Genomic DNA, 22,268 nt, shown 5'->3' on the forward strand with positions numbered 1-22,268 from the left:
GTTGCATGGCGTTTAATGACTTGATCGGCTGAACTCGTGCTCCTCTTCGACAGGCGGCAGCGGAAGCCGCAATCCAATCGTGCGAGGGACGCCGACATGCCGCAAACGCGCGTGCCGTGGAAATATCCGTTAGCGAGGCCTCCGACCTTGCCGCCGCCGCATGGGTCGCTGGAACGACTGCGCGACATGGCGGCGCGTTGCCAGGATTGCACGCTGTGGAAACACGCCACGCACGCCGTGTTCGGCACGGGCCCCGTGCATGCCGCGATGATGCTGGTGGCCGAACAGCCGAGCCTGCAAGAAGACGAAACCGGCCAGCTATTCGTCGGGCAGGCGGGTGAGCTGTTGGATCGCGCGCTCAAAGAAAGCGGCCTGGAGCGGCGCGATGTGTATCTCACCTATGCGGTGAAACATATCAAACGCGAGCTTCGCGGCAAGCAACGCACGGTCCGGCGCGCAAACGCCGCCGAGCAGGCGGTTTGCCGCCAATGGCTCGCCGCAGAACTGCGCGAAGTGCGTCCGCAACGCATTCTTGCGCTGGGCGCTATGGCGGCGCAGGCGTTTTTCGGAACGGCGTTCAAGCTCTCGGTGAGCCATGGGCGGTGGTTCAAGCTTCCCGGCGAGCTCGATGCAATGGCGACGTGGCATCCGTCATCGGTGCTTCGTTCCATCAATGCGGATACGCGCGATTATCGCTATCAGCAACTCGTCGATGATCTCCGCGTTTTTATGGCGGGCCCGTAACTAGGGCCTGTTTGCACTATTTGCGTAGCCCGCGTTGTCGATGAGTGGCCGACAGGTGGTAGTGCGTGGCGCAGGCTTGGCTGGCTGCCAAGTCAAGCCGCGCGCTACCGCATGGCGGCCACTCATCGACAACCCGAAGGGCCGGGTCTGTTTGCTCGCCATCCCGCGTCATCGCTCAGTCGTGTACGGACGTACACTCCTTAGCTCTTCCTTGGCTGGCGAGCAAGCAGCTTCCGGCGCGGGCCACGCAAATAGTGCGAACAGGCCCTACATCGGCGGGAGCGGCGAAGACGCGCCGCGCGGGTCGAGATCTTCCGCCATTCTCAAATGCAAATCCAGCGTGGGCAATGTCGCTTCGGCGAGTTGCCGGATCTCGGCGTTTGCGCTGCCCGTCGCCGCCGTAAATAGGTCGATCGCTTTGCGATGATCCTGCAGAACGACGTCGTCATACGCTTGATCGAACGCGCCGCCTTGCAGCGCGCGTAGCTGTTGCGCGCGTTTCTGCGCTTCGGGCCCGGGTTCCGCCGATACATGCACGCGGTATCGCCAAGCCAGGCTGGCGAGCTTGCGATTGACTTGCGTCTGATCGTCGACGATCCGCTTGGCCATGTATTGCACCAAGGCCGTATTGGACATTTTCAACGCAAGCTGGCTTAGCGTGACTTCGGTTGCGGATACCGTTGCGGCTTGCCGCAAAAAGCGCCGATCGTCTCTGCTGATATCGCCGTAAATGCGCGCCGGATGTTCGGAGCGCGCTTTGAATTGATAGTAGAGCACCAACGTCGCCAGGGCGAGAATGCCGACAAATAACGTGGTTTGCGTCAGGTCCATATCTTGTCGGGAATTTCGGGCGCTTCTTCGTGCTGATTGGCGTTGCGTTCGAGCTCGGCCAATTGCTTGCGATTGCGGCTGATTTGGCTGCCGCCTTTTTGACCGGCTTTACGCGCTTCCTCCGGCGTAAAACGATGTGCGCGTCCGCGCGCGTGCGCGATGCGGCCGCCCAGGCTCGCCACTTCACGCCGGCGCTGTTCGTCCATGGCGGCAAAACCCCGAGGGGTGGCGTCGACTTTCTCTTGATCGGACATAGAAATACTCGTTGTTCGAACTAGCGGTGTCGTAAGTGTCATGTCTCCAATCTGGGAATGGCGTGAACATACGAACAAGAGTGAGTGAATGCTTGCGCCATTTATCATGATGACGTAACGCTAAACGCGTCACGCCAAGACAATGCACTTGGCATGAACGTAATTTGATTCGAAGTCGCCGCTACCGGAGCAAATTGTTGATGCAGTCGAGCAGCTCGTAGAGGTGCACAGGTTTTTGCAGGCGATGAATATGCGCGTAAATATGTGGAATGGCGCTTCCGTCGTAACCGGTGGTCAGCGCCATAGGCACGTGATCGGCCATTAGGCGATCGACCAGCGGGAACACGCGCTCTCCGTTCAAATTCACGTCGAGAAGGGCTGCGTCCGGCTTAATACCTTGATCGAGCGCTTGCAGCGCGTCGGCGACGTTCGAGAAGGGGCCGACAACGCTTGCGCCTTCCATATCGAGGGCGGCCCTCACCGTGTCGGCGATGAGATATTCGTCCTCCACCATAAGAATGGACTTTCCGCTTAGCGATTCGGAAGTCATGGCGCGTGATTTGGCGATAAGGTCATCTTGCGAACGGATGCGACCCATTTAGGCGAGCACCGGTACGGATATGGAGCATTGAACGCCGGAAGGCGTCAAGTTGTATTTGGTCTTGGCTTTCAACTGGTAAGGAAGCGCTTTTTCGATCAAATCCATGCCATAGCCTTGTTGGACATTGGTGTGAAATACCTGGATGCACTCCACGCCGGTTTCCTGCCAATGCACATGCAGGATCGGCGCCTGACCGTCGCTCTGTTCTACATCCCATCGAACCGTCAGGTGCGCGGTGGGCGAAGCGAGCGCGCCGTAGTTCAGAGCGTTGACGATCAGCTCGTGAATGGCCAGCGCAAACGTCTGCAACGTCGTGGACCGTAATCGGATGCCGGCAGGGCCATCCAGGGTGACTTGCCGTAGCGAGACGGAATGCGCGGCCAGTTCAGTGCGCAGCAAATCGTCGAACGTGACTTTGTCGCCTTGCTCGAGGCGCGACAAATACGTTTGCACGCGGCCGATCGCGTTCAAGCGGGATAAAAATACGCCTGAGAAATTTTCAAGATTCGTATGCTTTGAGGCCGTCCGAGCGAAAATCGCATGAACGACGCTCAACAAGTTGCGCGTGCGATGCTGCAGCTCGGCATTCATCACGCTGAGCTGTCCGACAATGGCTTCGCGCAGCGCGTCGCCGGCATGCACCCATTCCGAATCGGCAGTATCGAGCAGCCGCCGTGCAAGGTCTTGATGTTGCGCCATCAACAAGATGACGTCTGCTTCGTACGTCAACTCAGGATGCAATTCCGTCCAATAGTGGGCCGAATGGATGTAAACCATCAGCCCCATGATGTTTTCGAAACATGCCTCGCCCACGGCGCGCGAGACCACCGTGCGTGCGTGCGAGGATCGGCCGGGAACCAGAAAGATGGCGGTGATGGCGTCGAACAGATCTTCTTCCGCCTTGGTGCCCGGGGCGGGAATGTCGATGGGCGTCGGATGCGCATCCAATCGTGCGTAGATATCTTCCAGTTGCACCGCGTTGGGCACGGGGCGCGACAGCAAAGCGAGAACGGCGTCTAGCGTTTCGGGTGTGGCGGAACGGTCGCCGGCGGGCGCTCCTCGTCCAAGCAGAAACCCGGCGTGCCGCACGACGCAATAACGCATCTCGCAAAAGCGCGAGAGATGCACGACAAGTCGCTCTTTGAACAACGGGGGAAGCGGATTGTCCAGGTATGCGGCTTTCGCATGAAGCCAGAGTTCTTCCGCGAGCTCCGTGGTGGTGGTTGGAAGCGCAAACAGATTGGGTAGAACGCCCAGGCGCTCCTGAATCTCCCGATTCAACCGCAGTTTGCGACGGTCGATGTCGTTGACAAGGCTCGGTTTGCTCAGCCCCATACGCCATCGCGTGCGCAACGCGGCGAACGATGTGTGCTTTTTCAGGTCCGAACGCGGCGCATCGTAAAAGCGCGGCCCATCGCTAGGGTCGGACAAAACGCGAGCAGTTTTCCTCAGCCACGCAACGACGGGATTGGACGACCCCTTGTCAGAGGGGCGGTGCATGAGTCTCGACGCCATAAAACCTGATTCCTAAGGACTGATTGGCGCCATCGCGCAGGATGGTGCGTGCGCGCTGGCTGGCGGCGCGACTTGCGATGTGCTTGATGAAAACCGATGTAGCGGATGGGGCGCGTCTTCTCATTCTTATTAATCCCCAAAAAACGTTGACGAACGGCTTGCCTAACGCATTGGGGCAGCACTATGACATCGGACATCTCAAGGCAGTGCACATATCGTGTCAGTGCCGATTTCACGTTTTGTGTACTGGTCAACCCGACTTGGCGTCTCGTGGTGCCGGAAGCTTCGATTTCGGGGGCCTAGCTCGATAAAGCGCCAACGAGCGCGCGCGGAGCATTGCCCGATTTCGTTTCACGGCCGGTGGTTGATTCGCAGTGTTAACCAGCAGTCGCCATTCCATCGTGCCGTCGGCGTCAGGCAGCACGAACTCGACATCCTGGAATTGACCATTGATGAGCAGCAGCAGCGTGTTGTCCACACCTGGACGCTTGATGCCGGTGGGTTTGGCGCGACCGTCCAAAAGCATAGCTAGGCAGCGCTCGTTCGGATCGTGCCATTGCTCTTCCGTGAATTCGTTTCCGTCATGCGTGAGCCAAGTAACATCCTTAATGCCCGATTCCTTGTCCACGGGACCGCGCAAGAAACGCGTGCGCCGCAGCAAGGGATAATCGCGGCGCAATCGGGTGAGTCGGCGCACGAAATCGGTGAGATCGCGCTGATCGCTGGAGGAGATCCAGTCGAGCCAGGTGACGTTGTTGTCCTGGCAATAGGCGTTGTTGTTGCCGCCTTGCGTGCGCGCGAATTCGTCGCCCGCCAAAAGCATGGGCGTTCCTTGCGAAAATATGAGCGTGGCCAGCATGTTGCGCATTTGCTGTTTGCGAAGGATCAATATTTCCGGATTATCGGTAAAACCCTCTTCGCCGCAATTCCAACTTAAATTGTTATCGGTGCCGTCGCGGTTGTTTTCGCGATTGGCCTCATTGTGCTTGGTGTTGTAACTGACCAGATCGTGCAGCGTGAAGCCATCGTGCGCCGTCACAAAATTGATCGAGGCATTTGGTCTGCGCCCGCGCTGGTCGAAAAGATCGGCCGACCCGGTAAGGCGCGTCGCAAATTCCGGAAGCCGCCCTTCGTCGCCTCGCCAGAAGGACCGCACCGCATCGCGGTAGCGGTCGTTCCATTCGGCCCAGCCGGGTGCGAATTTGCCGACCTGATAACCGCCTGGACCAATATCCCAAGGCTCGGCGATCAGTTTGGCGTGGCCCAAGATCGGGTCTTGCCGGCACGCATGGAGAAAGCCGCCGTTCGGATCGAAGCCGTGCGCCTCACGCCCGAGAATCGTCGCCAGATCGAAGCGGAAACCGTCGACACGCATTTCTGTCGCCCAGTAACGCAAGGAATCCATCACCATTTGCAGCACGCGCGAATGGCTGAGGTTCAAGGTATTTCCGGTGCCGGTATCGTTGATATAAAGACGTCGGTCGTCCGCAAGTCGGTAATACGTGGCGTTATCGATGCCGCGCAGCGAAAGCGTCGGGCCAAGGTGATTGCCTTCGGCGGTGTGGTTGTAAACCACGTCGAGAATCACCTCCAGTCCCGCGTCGTGAAAATGCGCCACCATTTCCTTGAATTCCGCGACGGTGTCGGTGGCCATATAGCGCGGATGCGGTGCGAAAAAGCCGATGGTGTTGTAGCCCCAATAATTGCGCAGGCCGACGTTCAACAACTGTTTGTCGTCGACAAACGCGTGAATGGGCATCAACTCGACCGATGTCACGCCGAGCGAACGCATGTAATCGACGATCGGTTGTTCGGAAAGTCCCGCAAACGTCCCGCGCAGCTGTTCCGACACTTGCGGGTGCAGCATGGTGTAACCGCGCACGTGGGTTTCGTAGATGACCGTTTGATCCCATGGCACACCGCGCCAATAATGTGTGCCCCAAGTAAACGCCGGATCGATCACACGCGATTTGGGCATAAACGGTGCGCTGTCGCGTTCGTCGAAACTCAGGTCGCCGTCGGGATGCCCGATGGTGTAGCCGAATAGCGCATCGTCCCAGGTCAGTTCGCCGACGATCTGTTTTGCGTACGGATCGAGCAGCAGCTTATTGGGATTGAATCGATGACCTTCCTCCGGTTTATAAGGGCCGTGTACGCGATAGCCGTAAAGCTGGCCCGGACGCACATCTGGTAGATAGCCATGCCAAACTTCGTCGGTGTATTCGGGCAGCGTGATGCGCTCGGTTTCTTTGCCCGCTTCGTCGAACAGGCACAACTCCACGCGCGTCGCGTTGGCGGAGAACAGAGCGAAATTTACGCCAAGCCCGTCCCAGGTCGCGCCGAGCGGAAGGGGCAGTCCTTCGCGCAGGCTCAGACTGTGAGAGGTCGTCTCCGGACCGCGATGCAGGCGGGACGGTTTGGCTAAAACATTCATCTTTTAAATCCTGGTGACATATTCAACGTTTCTTTTTGCCGGGCTTTGCATCCTTCTTTTCGGGCGGTGCGTGAGCGGCATGCTGTTCTTCGGCGAGCACCAGCCTCTCGGCCATGTACCAATGCCGAAGCGACTGGCCGACAGGGCGTCCTTCCGACTCCCAGATGCTGTGCGCGATGTCGCGAATGCGCGCCTGCCGTTCGGCGCTGGTGTGTTTTGATTTCATAAATCGGGCTCGGAAACCAACACGGCCACAGGCCAATGAGACAGCAGCGCTTGCACAGGCAGACTCCCCGCGCCGCTGCGGTGCGTTACACGAGTAAATAAATCAACGAGGGTGCACGCACCGTCACGATCGGAATACGCAATGGCGGTGCTGCCCCAAAAATCCTTTCGCACGATCGGACGATCGCCATCCAGCTCCTGCGCACACAGGCGCGGTACCGCGACCAACATTTGTTGCTTGCCGCGCCGGCGCAAAAAGACGACCAGGTGATCCTTGCGCGGACCGATGACATCGAGCGGCTCGTAAGCGGCGTCGATAAAGAGTTCTGGATGACGTTTTCTAACGTTTAGAAGACGCCGGATGATGTGCTGCTTCAAGACGCCGTTCCGATAATTGGCGAGCAGATCCGTTGCCGGCTCGTCGCTTTGAATTGTGGTTTGACGCAGCGCGTAGTCGACGGGCCGACGATTGTCGGGATCGACCAGCGATTGATCCCAATAATCGGCGCCCTGATAGAGATCGGGAACGCCTGGCACGGTAAGTCGCAGCGTGGTCGCGACCAGGCCATTCAACGCACCTGGCGCATCGAGACTCTGTGCCGCACGACAAATGTATTCTCGTAACGCTTCATAATGCGGAGAAACGAGAATGTCATGAACGACGGTTTTGCACGCTTCTTCATAGATGCGGTTGGGCGTCGTCCAGCGCGTGTGCAGTTTCGCCTCACGCTCGGCTTTAATCAGCCACTGCTGGATGCGAGCGGCGAAGGTGCTCAAAGCCTCCTTGTCGTCGTGCGCCATGCCGAGAGGCCATGCCGCAAGGATCGTTTGCAACAGTATCCACTGCGTGCCACGCGAGGGGCGATTCGAATTGTGCAGATCCGCGAGCCATTGCTTGGCGTTGTCGACAAACCACTGTGCACGCTCGCTGATGATCGCCATGCGCGCGCGGGTGTCTTCGCCGCGCTTGTGATCGTGTGTCGCCGTGGCGAGCAAGGAGCGCGGACAGATCGCAGCACGCTTTTGCATCTGCTCGTGAAAGCGCTTCGCGTCGAGCGAGAAGACGCGCGGATCGCTGCCCACCTCGTTGCGAGAAAGCAAAACACCGTAACGGTAAAAAGCCGTGTCCTCGATCGCCTTGGCGTTCAAGCTGGTCGACAACTGCTCGAACAGGCGTCGCGCCGTCTGCAAGTGCCGGCGTTGCGACAAGGAATCGAGCCATCGCGGCTTGGTTTCCAGCAGGTATTGATGCAGGTAGGTGCGTTGTTCGGCCAGATCGGGATCGCCATCTTTCGCGGCGCCTTCGAACGCCTGTTCCAGAATGCGGCGATCGTCGCTCTTGATCAGGCCGGCGCTGGAGTACGTGCGATACACCGACATATGTTCCAGCACTTCGGCCAACGTACGCTGCAGCGCCAAGGGAGTGAGGTCGCCACCTTCGGGCGTATCGGTGGCGTACCGCTGAAATGCACGCGTGCAGCGGCCAAGATCCGCGGCGAGGCTGGTGGCCAGGATGGTTCGACGCGCTTCACGCGCTTCGTCCTCGAAATGTACGTATCGGCCGGTGACCGTCGACCACGCGTGCGCCAGCGGCGCTTCACCACCGGGGTCATGCTGCAGGGCGCCGACTTGATTCATAAAGTCGTAGCCCGTGGTCCCTTCCACCGGCCAGTCGGCGCGCAGCTTTTCGTCGTCCGCCAAAATTTTTTCGATGTGCAGCGTTACCTGCCTGCTGGATCGGCAGGGATCGGGATGCAACACCCGATTGACGCGATGACGAAGTTTTCTCAAGTATTCGCGCGGTTGTGTCAAACCGTCGACATGGTCGACGCGAAGACCATCGATCAAGCCGTCTTTGATCAGACGAAGGGGCAGGGCGTGCACGGCCTCGAACACCTCTTCGCGATCCATGGCGAGCGCCGCGAGCGAATCGATGTCGAAGAAACGGCGATAGTTGATCACCTGATTGCCGCTGCGCCACCAGGCCAGTCGATAATGCTGGAGATCGAGAAAATGGCGCATTTGCCCTTCATCGGCGTACAACCGCTCGATGGCTTGATCGATCGCTGCGCAACGGGCGTTGTCCTGCGTGACACGACGCACAGCATCGATGGCCTGCGTCGACGTTTTGAAACGCGGAAGCTCGAAACCGGCCATGTCGAACAGAAAGCGCAAGCTCTGCTCGGACACGGGAAATTTCGTGCCCGCCACGCTCAGTGCGAGCGTCGTTCCGCCGATATGGCGCTCCAGTGTCAGCTCATCGTGCGCGAGCGCCTGCTCGAGCGGCGCGGCTAAAATAGGCAGCCACAACTTGCCTTCGGTATCCGGCGCACTCCAGTCGATGTCGAAATAATGCGCATAACGACTCGCCCGTCCCAAGGCGAGCACATCGGCCCACCACGGATTGGCGACATCGGCCGCCATGTGATTGGGGACGATGTCGATGATCGCGCCCATGTTGTGCTGATGCAGAACGCGAACGAACTCGACCAATCCGCTTTCGCCGCCGAGTTCCGGATTGACAATGGCGGGATTGATGACGTCGTAGCCGTGCGTCGAACCCGGTCGCGCCATGGCGATGGGGGAAAGATAAACATGGCTCAGCCCAAGCGCCGCGAAATACGGTACGCGCTCCGCGGCCGCTGAAAAATCGAAGTCGCGGTTGAGCTGCAATCGAACCGTGGCGCGTAACGCGGTCATGCGGGCGCAGCTTCATTCAGTGCGCGGTCGAGCGATTGCATCACCGGTTCGAGCCGTGAAACCGCATCCAAGGGAAGACGATGTTGCCAGTTCGGATAGGTTTCCACCGTGCCAGGGACATTGGGTTGCTCCACGCGTCCGAGCATGTCTTCGACGGGAATCAACACCAGCGGGGAGCGGCTCCGCGCAACGAAATCGATATGGGATTTCGCATCGTAGTGACCCGACTCCGGCGCCGCCATGGCGTCGTCCAGTCGTGCAACATCTGCTTGGCGTTCTTGCATGCGCCGTTCGAGCTCGCCGTCGCGTAACGCGTGCATACGTGAAAGCTGTTCGATATCGATGCCTTGCCGCCATCCGGCAAGCGGCGGCATATCGTGCGTGGTCGTCGTCGCTATCGTGTTGGGGCGCCATTGACTTGGCGGCAAAAAGTCGCCGTTTTCGTCACGCGTAAAAAGCAGCACGTCGATGCCGAGCACGCCACGTACGGCGAGCTTATCGCGCAGTCCCGCCGGCACGGTGCCGAGATCTTCGCCGATCACGATGCAGCGGTGGCGCCACGATTCCAGCGCGGTCAGACGCAATAGATCATCCAGCGGAAGCTGGATATAACCACCTTCGGTCGAAGGGCCGCCTTGCGGCAGCACCCAAAGATGGCGAAAGCCAATGATATGGTCGATGCGAAGCCCGCCGCCTCGGGCCATGTTGGCGCGCAACAGATCGATAAACGGCTGAAAGCCGCTGCGTCTCAGTCCCCAAGGCGAGTACGAGGTAATGCCCCAGCGCTGCCCTGCAGGGTTGAACGCATCCGGCGGAGCGCCGAGTTCAAGACCGTCCAGCACGCAACCGCGATGCGCCCATGCTTCGCTGCCGCCCGGTTCGAATCCCACAGCAAGATCCCAGATCAAACCGATCTGCTGTCCCGCTTCGTGCGCCTCGTCACAGGTCTTTTCCCAGCAACGTGCACTGAGCCATTGCAGGAAAACCTCAAAGTCGATGTCGCCGCGATGATCGTCTGCGAAGCGCTGGGCAGCCGGCTCGCGCTGCCAATCGTCGCGCCATCGATGCCACGACGTGGACTCGGCGTGCAGCACCGCATGCGACTGTCGCGCGGCGATGCATGCGTGCCGGTGCAAGGCATCGCCGCCCTCGACCGAGAAGTGTTCCAGGTCGTCGCGAAACGACGGATCGGCGTGCAAGGCATGCGCATGCATATGACGCAAAACGTTACGCCGCAACGCGTAGGCAATCGACCAATCGACCAGCCTTCCTTCATGCGCATGTGTCCACGCCGATTCGACACCTGCTTGCGTGATGGCGTGGCGCAGCGCCGTATCGCCGAAAATCTGCGCGGCGTCCGCATGCATCCAATTGAGAAAGCAGCGATGCGATGGCGAATACGGGCTGTAGTGGCGCCAGCCTGGGCTCATGGCGTGCAGCGGGCTGAGCGCCAAGGCATCGCCACCGGCTTTGCCGATGGCGCGCGCCAGCGTGGCGACGGAACGACTATCGCCAAGGCCGCCGTCTTGACGATGCGGGAGCGAATAGACTTGTGCGCCCAGTCCCCACGCTCGGCTTTTTCCATGGCGCAAACGATTGCCGACGCCAAAGCATCGTTTCGGCGCGACGGCAAGCGTCAAATGATGCACGCCGAGCGCAAGCTTGTAATAGCCGTATTGGATAGGCGCCTGGCATCGGTTTTGATCGTCGACTTGCAAAGTTTGCGCTTCGCCGCTTTCGTTGTAGAGAACGACAAAGCTCGGCCTTGACCCGATGGGCGGTACCGCGAACAAATCGCCAACATCCACCGTAATGAGCGCAGGTATGACGTTATTGCGTTCTTCGATTCGCAAAAGACTCAATTGACGACTCGCGAGATCGTGCGAAGCTAAATGCATGGCTTCGAGCAGCCCATGCAGCGCGTTATCGGACAGGGCATGCGTCTCCCCGAAAGCATCCGTCCATTGCGTCGAGATGCCCGCGGCGCGCGCCAAATGTTCAAGCGAGGAGTCGGTCACCTGTCACCTCCCTGACCAACACGATAGCGGTACGCGCCTGCAGTACGCCGCGATCGAGCGCATCCATGGCGTCTTGCGATTCGATCCAGACTACCTTGGTAGCCGGATCGCGAGGGAGCGGAACGTCTCGATCGGATAGATTTAAAGCAATCTCCCAGTCGTGTTGATCTTTTAAACGCCAGCGCGCGTAGACGGCTTTGTCGTCGAGCACTTCGCAACCCAGTGATCGCGTGCCTTCCAGGCGATGAACGAGGAGCTGTTTACGACATTGCAACAAGTCGCTAAACCAACGACTCCACTCGCGCGTACGTTCATCGTCGTCAGCGTGAGGAATGGATCGTGTGTACGTGTCGAGCGCGTTGGGGTCGGGAATCTTTTTGCGCCGAACGGGATCGGTAAAACCCGAGAAGTGCGCAAATTCCGCGCGTCGACCCTCGCGCACGGCATCGGCGAGCGCACCCTCGTAATCGGTAAAGAAATAGAACGGCGTGCGACAACCCCATTCTTCGCCCATAAAAAAGAGCGGGATCATCGGGCTCAGCGCCACGATAACCATCGCGGCGCGCAGATTGGCTTCATCCGTCAATTGAATCAGTCGCTCGCCAAATGGGCGATTGCCAATTTGATCGTGATTTTGAAGAAACAGAACAAACGAAGTGGGGCTGAGATCGCCACTGGGTTCGCCGCGATGTGTGCCACGACGGTCTTGTTGTCCTTGGAAGATAAAACCGTCCGCTAAAAACGTCGCGAGTTGTTCGGTCGTGTGCTTGGCGAAATCGGCGTAGTAGCCTTCGTGTTCGCCGGTCAACGCGACATGTAGCACATTGTGGCCGTCGTCGTTCCATTGCGCGTCGTAGTCGTCGCGCAGCAAGCTAGCGGTATTGTGTTCGTTTTCCAGAATAAGCCAAACATAGCGGCCGGATGGTCGGCACGCGTTGCGTATCGCATCGCCGAGTTCTTTCAAAAACGACGCCGGTTGAATGGCGTGCACGGCATCCAGGCGCAACCCGTCGAAACGGTATTCGTTGAGCCACATCAGGGCGTTGTCGATAAAGTATTGCGCTACCTGCGCACGCCGAAAATCGATGGCGGCGCCCCAGGGCGTGGAAATGTCGGTGCGAAAGAATTCCGGCGCGTAGCGGGGTAGTTCGTTTCCGACGGGCCCGAAATGGTTGTAGACCACGTCCAGAATCACGGCGAGACCAAGCCGGTGCGCTTCGTCGATCATCGATTTGAGCGAAGTGATGTCGCCATACGATGCATCCGGCGCGTAGGGGAGTACGCCGTCGTAACCCCAATTGCGCGCACCCTGAAATGACGCGATCGGCATCAATTCGATGACGGTGTAACCGGCTGCCGCCAGACGCGGAAGGGCCTTGCGCAGGGCGGCGAATCCTCCCATAAGGCCCACGTGTACTTCGCAGATGATGGCGGTACGCCACGGGGCGCCGCGCCAATCGTTGGATAGCCAGTCGTGCGCCTCCGCGTCGACAACCATGCTCGCGCCAAGCACGCCATCGGGCTGCGCGCGTGACGCTGGGTCGGGAACCAGGCGGTCGTCGATGCGATACGTATAGCGCGCACCGGGTTTTGCGTTGGCGATCAGCGTGTAGTTGCCGTCGCCGTCCCGTTCCATCGGAAGCGTGCGTTCGCCGATGATCAGCGCGACATGGTTGGCGCGTGGCGCCAAGATGCGAAAACGTGTCGACCCGTCCTCAAGCATCTGCGCCCCGTAGACGCATGCGTAAGACGACGTGGTGGCTTCAGTGTGCAGGTCATTCACGCCTCGCTCCTTTCGGCGCGAAAAACCAGCGTAGCCAGCGGCGGCACCAGCAGGTTCAACGAATGCGGATGTCCCCGGCATTCGATGTTGTCGGTATGCAACTGACCATGATTGCCGAGATTCGACCCGCCGTAGTGCGCGCTATCCGTATTACAAATTTCGTGCCAGATACCCTGCTCGGGAACGCCGATGCGATAGTGGTGACGCACGCGCGGCGTAAAATTGCACACGACCAGTATTGGCGGAACGCCTTCGCCGCCATGGCGAAGGTAAGCGTAAACCGAGCTGTGCGCATCGTCGCCGACGACCCACTCGAAGCCTTCCGGATCGTGATCGCAGCGATGCAGGGCAGGCTCGTGCACCAGCAAGCTGTTGAGATCGCCGACGAGTTTCTGCACGCCGTCATGCATCGGATCTTTGAGCAGATGCCAATCCAGCGGGCGGTCGTGGTGCCATTCGCGCTGCTGCGCAAACTCGCCACCCATAAACAGCAGCTTTTTACCGGGATGCGTCCACATAAAACCAAAGTAGGCGCGCAAATTGGCGAATTTGCGCCAACGATCGCCAGGCATGCGCGAAATCAGCGATCCTTTGCCATGCACGACTTCGTCGTGCGAAAGCGGCAGGATGAATTTCTCGGTATATGCATAGACCATACTGAACGTAAGGTCGTTATGGTGATAGCGGCGATAAAGCGGATCGCGGCTCATATAGTTCAGGCTGTCGTGCATCCAGCCCATATTCCACTTGTAGCTGAAGCCCAGTCCGCCGTCGGCGACGCCGCCGGTAACACCGGGCCATGCGGTGGATTCTTCCGCCATCACCAGTACGCCAGGTTGTTCGCGCGCGATCATGTCGTTGAGCGCCTGCAGGAACGCGATGGCTTCCAGGTTCTCGCGCCCACCGTGTTTATTAGGTATCCATTGATCGTGGGTGCGGCTGTAATCGCGATAGAGCATGCTTGCAACAGCGTCGACGCGTAGTCCGTCGATATGGAAATGACGCACCCAATACGCGGCGCTGCCGAGCAAATACTGTTGGACCTCGTGCCGCCCGTAGTTGTAGATCAGCGTGTCCCAATCCTGATGCACGCCTTCGCGCGGATCGCTGTGTTCGTAAAGCTTGGTGCCGTCGAAGTCGCGTAAGCCGTGTTCATCGGAAGGGAAGTGCGCGCTGACCCAATCGATAATCACGCCGATGCCCGCCACGTGACAGGAATCGACAAATCGCGCGAACGCTTCCGGTCGTCCCATGCGTGCGGTGGGTGCATACATCGCAATCGGTTGATAGCCCCATGATCCGCCGAACGGGTATTCGCTGATCGGCATCAATTCGATATGCGTAAAGCCGTGCGCCTGCACGTATGGGATCAATCGCGTAGCAAGTGCATCCCAGTTGAGCGGCCGTCCATGCTCGTCCCATTGCCACGAGCTGACGTGCACTTCGTAGATCGAAATGGGAATGCGTTGATGGTCGACCGATTCGCGATGTGCGATCCACGAAGCGTCGTGCCAATTTATCTTGAGCTGCGCCGCCACCATGGACGCGGTGGCCGGCGGAAGTTCGGTGCGGCGCGCGAACGGGTCGGCTTTCAACGGCAGCAAGTGCGCGTTGCTGTCCAGTAGCTCGTATTTATACACGGCGCCCGCTTTCAGGCCGGGGATAAAAATCTCCCACACGCCTTCGCGAACGTGTCGACGCATGACATGACGGCGCCCGTCCCATTGATTGAAATCGCCAACCACCGAAACGCGACGCGCGTTCGGCGCCCATACCGAAAAATGCACGCCTTCGACGCCATCGAGGTGCGTCAGATGCGCGCCGAACAAATCGCCAGGATGATGCAGCTGGCCTCCATGGAAGGCTTGCAACGTGGTCTCAGGCAGCAATGCATCGAACGAGTAGGGGTCGTAAATTACGGTATCGCCGGCAGGCCGTCGGATTCGCAGGCGATACTCGTTCGGTCGATGCGAAAATTCCGCCGCAAAGACGCCGTCGGCCAAAGCCCGCGCCGGCCGTGCGTCGCCTTCGGGTTCCAAGATGACGTCGACACCCTCGGCGCCATGCGCAACGGCGGCGACGTACCAACCATCGCCAAATGGATGGGCCCCAAGCCAATCGAACGGCTCACCGCAAGTGCCAAGACTCAACGCGCGAACAATATCCGGGGGTATGCATTCCTTGTGTCGCTTTGGCACCACGTTCGTGCCTGTTTCGCTTCTCACGCGGCGACCTTCTGCGGCAGCATGCGGTGATAGAGCGCCGCGTATTTTCGGCCTGGGCCGTCCCAACCGCGTTTCTCTAACATCGCTGCACCGCGCATGGCGTTGAGCAACATCGGCTCCGCGAACACACGGAACGCGCGTTGCAGGCAGCGCCGCAAGTCGCCAACCGTCGCATCTCGGAACAGCAAACCGGTGATGCCGTCTTCGATGGTGTCCATCAAACCGCCGGTGGCGTGGGCGATCGGCAGGCAGCCGTACGCCTGGGCGTACATCTGGCTTAGGCCACACGGCTCGTAACGCGACGGCATCAGCAGAAAATCCGAACCGGCGAACATGCGGCGCGCAAGTCCCTCCTCAAAACCGATATGCGCCGCGACGCGACCGTGAAACCGACGCGACAGACGCTTGATCGTGCGCTCGATCGACGGATCGCCGCGCCCGATCAATACCAGCTGTCCGCCTGCGGCGATGATCTGCGGCGCCGCTTCGCAAATCAGGTCCACGCCTTTTTGCTGAACCATGCGCGAAACCACTGCAAACAGCGGGCCTTGTTGTTGGTGCAAGCCGAATTCATCGCGAAGCCGCCGGGTGTTTTCGTCGCGGTCGTCCCAGTGGCCGATGGAGAAGGGTTTGACCAAGGCAGGATCGCTGCGTGGGTTCCAACTTGGATCGACGCCATTGACGATGCCGATCAAGCGTCCCTCTTGCGAGCGCTTGCGCAAGATCGCCTCCAGTCCGCAGCCGTAGGTCGGCTCCGTGATCTGCTTGGCGTAGCACTCGCTGACGGTCGTGAGATACGTCGCGGCGCTGATGCCTTCATGCAGAAACGAGACACGCTCCGGGCGTTCTTTCGCGACATGATCGGCCGGCACGCCGACATAGCGCGCCGTTGGCGCCGGAAATACGCCCTGGTAGGCCAGGTTGTGGATGGTCAATACGGTGGGAAAGGCGTCGCTTTCGCCGTCGAGATAGAGCGCGGCCAACGCGCACGGCCAGTCATTCAAGTGCAATAAATCGGGATGCCATTGAATTTGCGCACGCTGCAGGGCGATATCCGCCGCGGCGCGGGAAAGGGTGGCGAATCGAACGTCGTTGTCGGGCCAACCGTGACCGTTCGCATCGGTATACGGGGAGCCTTCGCGCTCGTACAGATCGGCATTGCAAAGCACGAGCACTTTCAAACCGTCGTCGGTTTCCATTTCCGCGATATTGCACGCCGGCAGTTTGTGATAGCTGCGGGTCCTGCCAATCATGCGCATCGGCCTGCCAGAATTGATCACGTTCGGATAGCCGGGAATCAAAACGCGAATATCGTCGTACTTGGCCAACGCGCGCGGCAGCGCGGCGGAAACGTCGCCCAAGCCGCCGGCTTTTACGAAGTCCGCCATTTCGGTGGTGACGAATAACACTTTTTCCACGTGCTCGATACGCGGCGCAGGTAGTGGAGGTTCGGCTTTACGCCCGCGTCGTTCGGACGTGGGTCCGTGTTTCAGTGGGGCATGCGACGTATAAGCTCTATGTGCAATTTTTGCGGAAGTCATCCGAGCGGTCTCAACAGTCCCTGCATGGCGAGAAGTCGCCAATTCATAGCAGTTGTTGTGGTTGAGGTTAGAGCTCCAAGCATCAAGCTCGCGTACAGCTAACGGTGTAGCAAAGTGAAAATAGCGAGATGGATCGATGCGAACGCGCACGCGCAAATTCCACCTTGATGTACGAATTGAATGTCGCGGAAACTGTCTGTGCACGTAATGTTTACGGCGGACGGCGCACGGTTCCCGGTATTGTTTCCAAGGTAAGTGTTGCCGCCGATCTCCGCGGGTCGGCAAGCGCGTTGAGCGCGTGCGAAAGGCGGCGACATGACACATTAAAGTGACCAGAGCGCGCGTTATCGTTCGAAAGAAATGCAGGAAAGCCACCCAGAACATTCTCAGCAATCTTCTCCTGGGCGCGTCCATTGCGGCGATGTCACCCGTTCGTGCAGCGATGTCAGCCGCGCCTCCTGCATTGCCCGCCAAGCCGACCGCAGCGCCCGTAGCGCCAACGTTGCGCGCCAACGGCTTGATCGAACGCAGCCTGCATCAGATCGGCGTATGGGCCGGTGACCTGGGGCATCAACTCGATCAGGCGCGCCATTCGTTTATCGCTATATTCGACTTGCTGGTGAAGTCCGGCGGGCATATCGCCAACGACACGGATCGACAACTGTTGCTGCAAGTGGGCACGGCTTTGCTTGGTGTGTTTATCACCTGCCTTCTGTTGGAGTGGCTATGCCATCTGGCATTGAAGCGTCCGTTGCAGGCATTGATCGCGAAAGCCAACGCGGTCGAGCAGCGCGATCGCACGCGTGCTGGCACGATGCGAACCTTATTGAGATCAAAAGCGCATCTCGCACAGAAGGCGAAGAAGAGCACGGTGGCGCAGACGAAAACCGATGCAGGCGTGCGACCTGCCAGCGGCGACGTCGCGTTGGTTCACGTCAACGAGCAGGGCGTAGATCGCGTCGAGCCTGTACGCGTGGGGGCGCAAAACTCGGCGAGCGGAGCGCAGCCTGAAAGTGCGAGCAACGACGCGCTTTCATCCGAAACGCCGACGGAAGGTGACCCTCACGCACGACCCGCCCGACATGCCAACACGCTGCATCACTTGTTGTTTGCCTTCGGCGCGATGCTGTTGAATCTGATCCCGTTGTGCCTGTTTATCGTGGCGTCGGGACTGGTGCTGCGTGGATTGGGCGGCGATGACGATCGGGTAAGCACGGTTGTAGGAAGCTTTATCGATGCTTATGTAAGCACGCGCATCATCATGGCGATCGTGCGGCTGTTTGTTTCGCCGGAGGGGCAGGGCTTATGCGTTTTGCGCGCTTCCGAACGAACCACGAAAGCCACGCTGACATGGATGCGCTGCATGGTGATTCTGGCGGCATTCGGCATGGCGGCGGGCGACGCCATCGATACATTTGGCGGTGGCGAAGCGGGGCGTCTCGCGTTTATCAAGCTTGTTTCGTTGTTTGTGCACGCCGCCGCCGTCGCGCTGATTCTCAAGCTTCGATATCCGCTTGCGCGCGCGATTTCCGCAGCGCCCGACGCGCACGGCATTGTCGCGGCGTCCCGCAATTGGCTGGCTAAAACCTGGGCGGTTTTCGCCATTGCGTTTGTGGTCGGCGCCTGGGTGATCTGGGCGCTAGGCGTGGAAGATGGTTTCTCGAAGCTCATCCACTTTCTTGGCGTTTCGGCGGCCGTTCTGATTGCCGCGCGTCTTGCCGCCATCCTTGCGCAAGGTGCGCTCGGCAGATTGTTCCACACGCAAAATGTCGTTCAAATGGATGAGGTCAGCGATGCACGCGGTCGTCTCGTCCAGCGGTACTACCCCATTATTCATGGGCTCGTATCGTTCTTTATCACCATCCTCACCATCGTCGCCTTGCTTCAGGCGTGGGGGCTGGATGCCGTCGGTTGGTTCGCACATGGCGCCGTGGGTCGAAGCCTAACGTCTGCTGCGCTCACGATACTGGTAGCAACTGTTATCGCCATCTCAGTATGGGAGGCGGCTAGTTTCAGTATCGAGCGGCGAATTTACCAATGGACCGAGCGTGGCGATCTGATGCGTGCGGCGCGACTGCGCACGTTGTTGCCCATGATGCGTACGTGCCTGTTGATCGCCGTAGTGTTGATCGTTGGACTCACCGCGCTGAACGAGATCGGCATCAACACCACGCCGCTGCTTGCGGGCGCGAGCATTATCGGTGTCGCGCTTGGATTCGGTTCGCAAAAGCTGGTGCAGGACTTTATCACCGGCATTTTCTTGATGATGGAAAACGCCATGCAAGTGGGCGACTGGGTGACGGTCGCGGGCGTTTCCGGAACGGTGGAGTATCTGTCTGTGCGCACGGTGCGGCTGCGCGGCGGGGACGGTTCGCTCTACACCATACCGTTTAGCTCCGTGACAACGGTCAACAACGTCAATCGCGGCGTAGGCAACGCGGCCATGAGCGTGAGCATTGCCTATGGTGAAGACGTGGAGCGTGCGATCGACGAACTCACTGCCATCGGCAAGGAGATGCGCAGCGATACAGCATTCCAAAAGCTGATACTCAAGGATCTGGAAATTTGGGGCGTGGATGCCGTGGACGGTTCGAAGATCACCATCGCAGGCCAAATGCAGTGCACCGATAAAGGTCGCTGGGGCGTGCAACGCGAGTTCAATCGACGCATCGAGCAACGTTTCCGCGACGTCGGCATCGAGCTTGCCAACCCCCGCACCAGTTATTTGTTTACGCAATCCAATACCAATCCACCGGCGAAATCTTCTGCGAAATGAGTTTTGTCGCAGGGTGTTGGTGACGTCACCTTCATGACGACGACGTTAATTTGCAGGAGTTTAGGAGAATCCCATGAGCATGTTGCAGGTCGAAACGGATAGCCTGGGTCGGTCGATCGAGCTGTTTTACGAAGATATCGGGTACGGGCCGCCGGTTGTGCTGTTGCACGGATGGCCGTTCGATCATGCGATGTGGGAAGAGCAAGCCTTTATGTTGGCGAGCAACGGGTGTCGCGTCATCACCTACGACCGCCGCGGTTTCGGGCAGTCGTCCAAACCCGCCGACGGTTATAACTTCAATCGTTTCGTCGACGACTTGAAAGCTGTGCTCGACGCCTTGGATTTGCACGACGTCACTTTGGTCGGCTATTCGATGGGGGCGGGCGAGGTGGTGCGTTATATGAGTCGCCATCTCGGTCAGCGTGTCACGCGCTTCGCGTTGGTGAGCACGCTTACGCCGACCATCGCCAAAAACAAAGACAATCCCGATGGCGCGGACGAGAACCGTTTCGAAGATGTTTGCACGCGCATTCGCGCCGATCGCTTTGCATATGTCGATCAGTTCGTCGAGCAGCTGTTCGAGGGCGCGCACGTTCCTCTGGCGGTGGCGGATTGGGTGACATCGCTTGCCGATCCCGCGTCGCGTATCGCCATGCTGTCGTGCGTGCGTGCATTTGCCGAAACGGATTTCACCGGCGATATGGCGGCGGCCATCAACTTGCCGTCGCTGGTGATCCATGGCACCGAAGATCGCATTGCGCCGCTGGCGTCGAACGGCCGCCGCACGGCGGACCTTTTGCCGGGAAGTATTTTCCGGCCGTATGAAGGCGCCCCGCATGGCTTGTTCGCCACGCACGCATCCGCGCTGAGCGATGATTTGTTGGGCTTGGTGCGTTCGCCGCCGACGCATACATTGCCGCCGCCGGTGTTTTAAGGTCGGGCGATACGTTCGATATGCCCAAATAAAACGGGCCGCCTTGGCGGCGGCCCGGTCGGGCATCGGTCATCCATGTTGAGGAGGGGCCCCTCCTCGGCGCCTGACTTCCCGGCCGACGTTTTATCTCATATCAGGGCGTAGATGTCAGGTGTTCCAATGAGCAATGGCCCTTGATGACAACTTCACATGCCTGCACGCACGCCTTGCATGCTCGCCCAAAAATCGGCGGCGGCTTGCATCGGATCGGGCGTTCCGCAAATGGCGGAGACAACCGCCATTCCTTGCGCGCCGGCGGCAAATACTTGGCGAATATGCGCTTTTTTTAACCCCCCAATAGCAACAGCTGGAACGGGACATAGCGTAACGATACGGGCCAAGCCATCGAATCCGATGGGCTTTTCATGGTCGGGCTTGGTGGGCGTGGCGAACACGGGCCCAACGCCGATGTAGTCGACCACGGCGGGGTCAACTGCCTGCGCCGCAAACTCTGAATTCACCGACAGACCGAGAATCATATCCGGGCCGATACGCGTACGCGCCAAAGCGGGGGCGACGTCGCGCTGACCGATATGCAGCGCATCGACGCCGGCTTCAACCGCGGCGTCGATATCGTCATTCATCACGATGAGCGCCGACGTGCCGCGCAGGGCGTCCTTGACCTCACGCGCTAGCGCAATCCGCTCCGCGGTCGAGGCCTGTTTGTTGCGCACTTGCACGACGGTAGCGCCGCCGGCGACGGCGGCACACGCGGTTTCCACCATGGAGTGTTCGCGGCAAAGATCGGGATCGAGCACGAGATAAAGCGAGAGATCGAACGGTTTTTTCATACGAACGCGACTTTAGCCTGTGCGCGCAGCATCGTTCCATTGAGCGCAGCAAGCGCATCGATAAATCGCCATGCGAACGAACCGGGGCCCTCTGCATGCTGTGCGGCCTGCGTTCCGGCCACGGCAAATGCGGCTAGCGCGCTGACCGTCGCGGTGAGCGGATCCTCCGGCGCCACGGCCGTCACTGCGCCGACGAGGCAGGTGAGGGCGCAACCCATGGCGGTGATCTTGGGCATAAGTTCCGAGCCGCCTTCGATACGCGCGGCGCGCTGTCCATCGGTGACGAAATCCGCTGCCCCCGTTACAGCGACAACTGCACCCGTTCGTCCGGCCAGCATGGCGGCCGACGCTTCCGCGCTCTCCACCGTGTCGCTACTGTCCACGCCGCGACCGGCACTGGCGGCGCCGACCAGGGCCATGATTTCCGAGGCGTTGCCGCGAATAACGGTCGGCCGCAGCGTCAACAATTCTTCGGTCGTCTCGCGACGAAACGATGTCGCGAAATGCGCCACTGGATCGAGCACCCACGGCTTGCCGCTCTCGTTCGCAGCATTCGCCGCTTTGCGCATGCCATCCAGCCAGTACGGCGAAAGCGTGCCGATATTGATCGTGAGCGCGCCGGCGATCTTTGCGAATTCGCCGGCCTCCTCCGGTGCGTGCACCATCGCGGGCGACGCACCTGCGGCGAGCAAGACATTCGCGGCGAAGTTCATTGCAACGTAGTTGGTAATGCACTGCACGAGCGGCGAGGTTTGACGCATTCGATCAAAAAGTTCGCCATAGGAATGGCGTGTGGCTGCAGTCATGATAGGGCTCCGTAAGAAACCCAGGACAGCCGACATCGAACGATGAACGCA

16 protein-coding genes are annotated in these 22,268 nt (G+C 59.4%); 3 read left to right on the forward strand and 13 right to left on the reverse strand.

Features of this window, described 5'->3' with window-relative positions:
• The first annotated feature begins 96 nt into the window (after nucleotides 1–96).
• Nucleotides 97–744 carry a UdgX family uracil-DNA binding protein gene (locus L0U79_RS12175; RefSeq protein WP_233842542.1) on the forward strand — a complete coding sequence of 216 codons (648 nt, stop codon included), beginning with the start codon at nucleotides 97–99 and terminating at the stop codon, nucleotides 742–744.
• Nucleotides 745–1,011: 267 nt separating this feature from the next.
• Here L0U79_RS12175 and L0U79_RS12180 read toward each other — a convergent pair whose 3' ends face one another.
• The 11 genes from L0U79_RS12180 to glgA form a co-directional block, all read right to left on the reverse strand.
• Complete coding sequence (locus L0U79_RS12180) at nucleotides 1,012–1,575, reverse strand: DUF4142 domain-containing protein (protein WP_233842543.1); 564 nt, start codon at nucleotides 1,573–1,575, stop codon at nucleotides 1,012–1,014.
• A complete protein-coding gene (locus tag L0U79_RS12185) occupies nucleotides 1,566–1,829 on the reverse strand; it encodes a stress-induced protein (protein WP_233842544.1) in 264 nt (87 codons plus the stop codon). The genes L0U79_RS12180 and L0U79_RS12185 overlap by 10 nt, the downstream gene beginning before the upstream one ends.
• A 181-nt stretch (nucleotides 1,830–2,010) precedes the next feature.
• On the reverse strand, nucleotides 2,011–2,427 hold the full coding sequence (locus tag L0U79_RS12190) for a response regulator (protein WP_233842545.1): 417 nt from the start codon (nucleotides 2,425–2,427) through the stop codon (nucleotides 2,011–2,013).
• Nucleotides 2,428–3,861 (reverse strand): sensor histidine kinase, encoded by a 1,434-nt coding sequence (locus L0U79_RS12195; RefSeq protein ID WP_233842546.1) that lies wholly within the window; start codon nucleotides 3,859–3,861, stop codon nucleotides 2,428–2,430.
• A gap of 334 nt (nucleotides 3,862–4,195) precedes the next feature.
• Nucleotides 4,196–6,379, reverse strand: a complete 2,184-nt coding sequence (glgX, locus tag L0U79_RS12200; protein WP_255682797.1) for a glycogen debranching protein GlgX — start codon at nucleotides 6,377–6,379, stop codon at nucleotides 4,196–4,198.
• Between the two features lie 22 nt (nucleotides 6,380–6,401).
• Nucleotides 6,402–6,605 (reverse strand): DUF2934 domain-containing protein, encoded by a 204-nt coding sequence (locus tag L0U79_RS12205; RefSeq protein ID WP_233842547.1) that lies wholly within the window; start codon nucleotides 6,603–6,605, stop codon nucleotides 6,402–6,404.
• Nucleotides 6,602–9,304: a malto-oligosyltrehalose synthase gene (gene treY / locus L0U79_RS12210; protein WP_233842548.1), complete on the reverse strand. Its 2,703-nt coding sequence runs from the start codon at nucleotides 9,302–9,304 to the stop codon at nucleotides 6,602–6,604. Before treY ends, L0U79_RS12205 begins: the two co-directional genes overlap by 4 nt.
• A complete protein-coding gene (gene malQ, locus L0U79_RS12215; RefSeq protein WP_233842549.1) occupies nucleotides 9,301–11,322 on the reverse strand; it encodes a 4-alpha-glucanotransferase in 2,022 nt (673 codons plus the stop codon). Before malQ ends, treY begins: the two co-directional genes overlap by 4 nt.
• Entirely contained in the window at nucleotides 11,303–13,105 is a 1,803-nt protein-coding gene (treZ, locus tag L0U79_RS12220) for a malto-oligosyltrehalose trehalohydrolase (RefSeq protein WP_233842550.1), read from the reverse strand. The genes malQ and treZ overlap by 20 nt, the downstream gene beginning before the upstream one ends.
• Nucleotides 13,102–15,267: a 1,4-alpha-glucan branching protein GlgB gene (gene glgB / locus L0U79_RS12225; RefSeq protein WP_233843898.1), complete on the reverse strand. Its 2,166-nt coding sequence runs from the start codon at nucleotides 15,265–15,267 to the stop codon at nucleotides 13,102–13,104. Before glgB ends, treZ begins: the two co-directional genes overlap by 4 nt.
• A gap of 59 nt (nucleotides 15,268–15,326) precedes the next feature.
• Nucleotides 15,327–16,748 carry a glycogen synthase GlgA gene (glgA, locus tag L0U79_RS12230; protein ID WP_233842551.1) on the reverse strand — a complete coding sequence of 474 codons (1,422 nt, stop codon included), beginning with the start codon at nucleotides 16,746–16,748 and terminating at the stop codon, nucleotides 15,327–15,329.
• 565 nt (nucleotides 16,749–17,313) lie between these two features.
• Between glgA and L0U79_RS12235 the strand changes: the two genes are divergently transcribed.
• The gene (locus L0U79_RS12235) at nucleotides 17,314–19,647 is read left to right on the forward strand and encodes a mechanosensitive ion channel domain-containing protein (RefSeq protein WP_233842552.1); all 2,334 of its coding nucleotides are present in this window, start codon (nucleotides 17,314–17,316) and stop codon (nucleotides 19,645–19,647) included.
• 73 nt (nucleotides 19,648–19,720) lie between these two features.
• Nucleotides 19,721–20,581 (forward strand): alpha/beta hydrolase, encoded by an 861-nt coding sequence (locus L0U79_RS12240; protein WP_233842553.1) that lies wholly within the window; start codon nucleotides 19,721–19,723, stop codon nucleotides 20,579–20,581.
• Nucleotides 20,582–20,766: 185 nt separating this feature from the next.
• On the opposite strand, the gene thiE is transcribed toward L0U79_RS12240, so the two are convergent.
• Both thiE and thiM read right to left on the reverse strand, forming a co-directional pair.
• The gene (gene thiE / locus L0U79_RS12245) at nucleotides 20,767–21,411 is read right to left on the reverse strand and encodes a thiamine phosphate synthase (RefSeq protein WP_233842554.1); all 645 of its coding nucleotides are present in this window, start codon (nucleotides 21,409–21,411) and stop codon (nucleotides 20,767–20,769) included.
• The gene (gene thiM, locus L0U79_RS12250) at nucleotides 21,408–22,217 is read right to left on the reverse strand and encodes a hydroxyethylthiazole kinase (protein ID WP_233842555.1); all 810 of its coding nucleotides are present in this window, start codon (nucleotides 22,215–22,217) and stop codon (nucleotides 21,408–21,410) included. The genes thiE and thiM overlap by 4 nt, the downstream gene beginning before the upstream one ends.
• Between the last annotated feature and the right edge of the window lie 51 nt (nucleotides 22,218–22,268).

It is taken from the genome of Dyella sp. 2HG41-7, from assembly GCF_021390675.1.
Lineage (GTDB): Bacteria > Pseudomonadota > Gammaproteobacteria > Xanthomonadales > Rhodanobacteraceae > Dyella_B.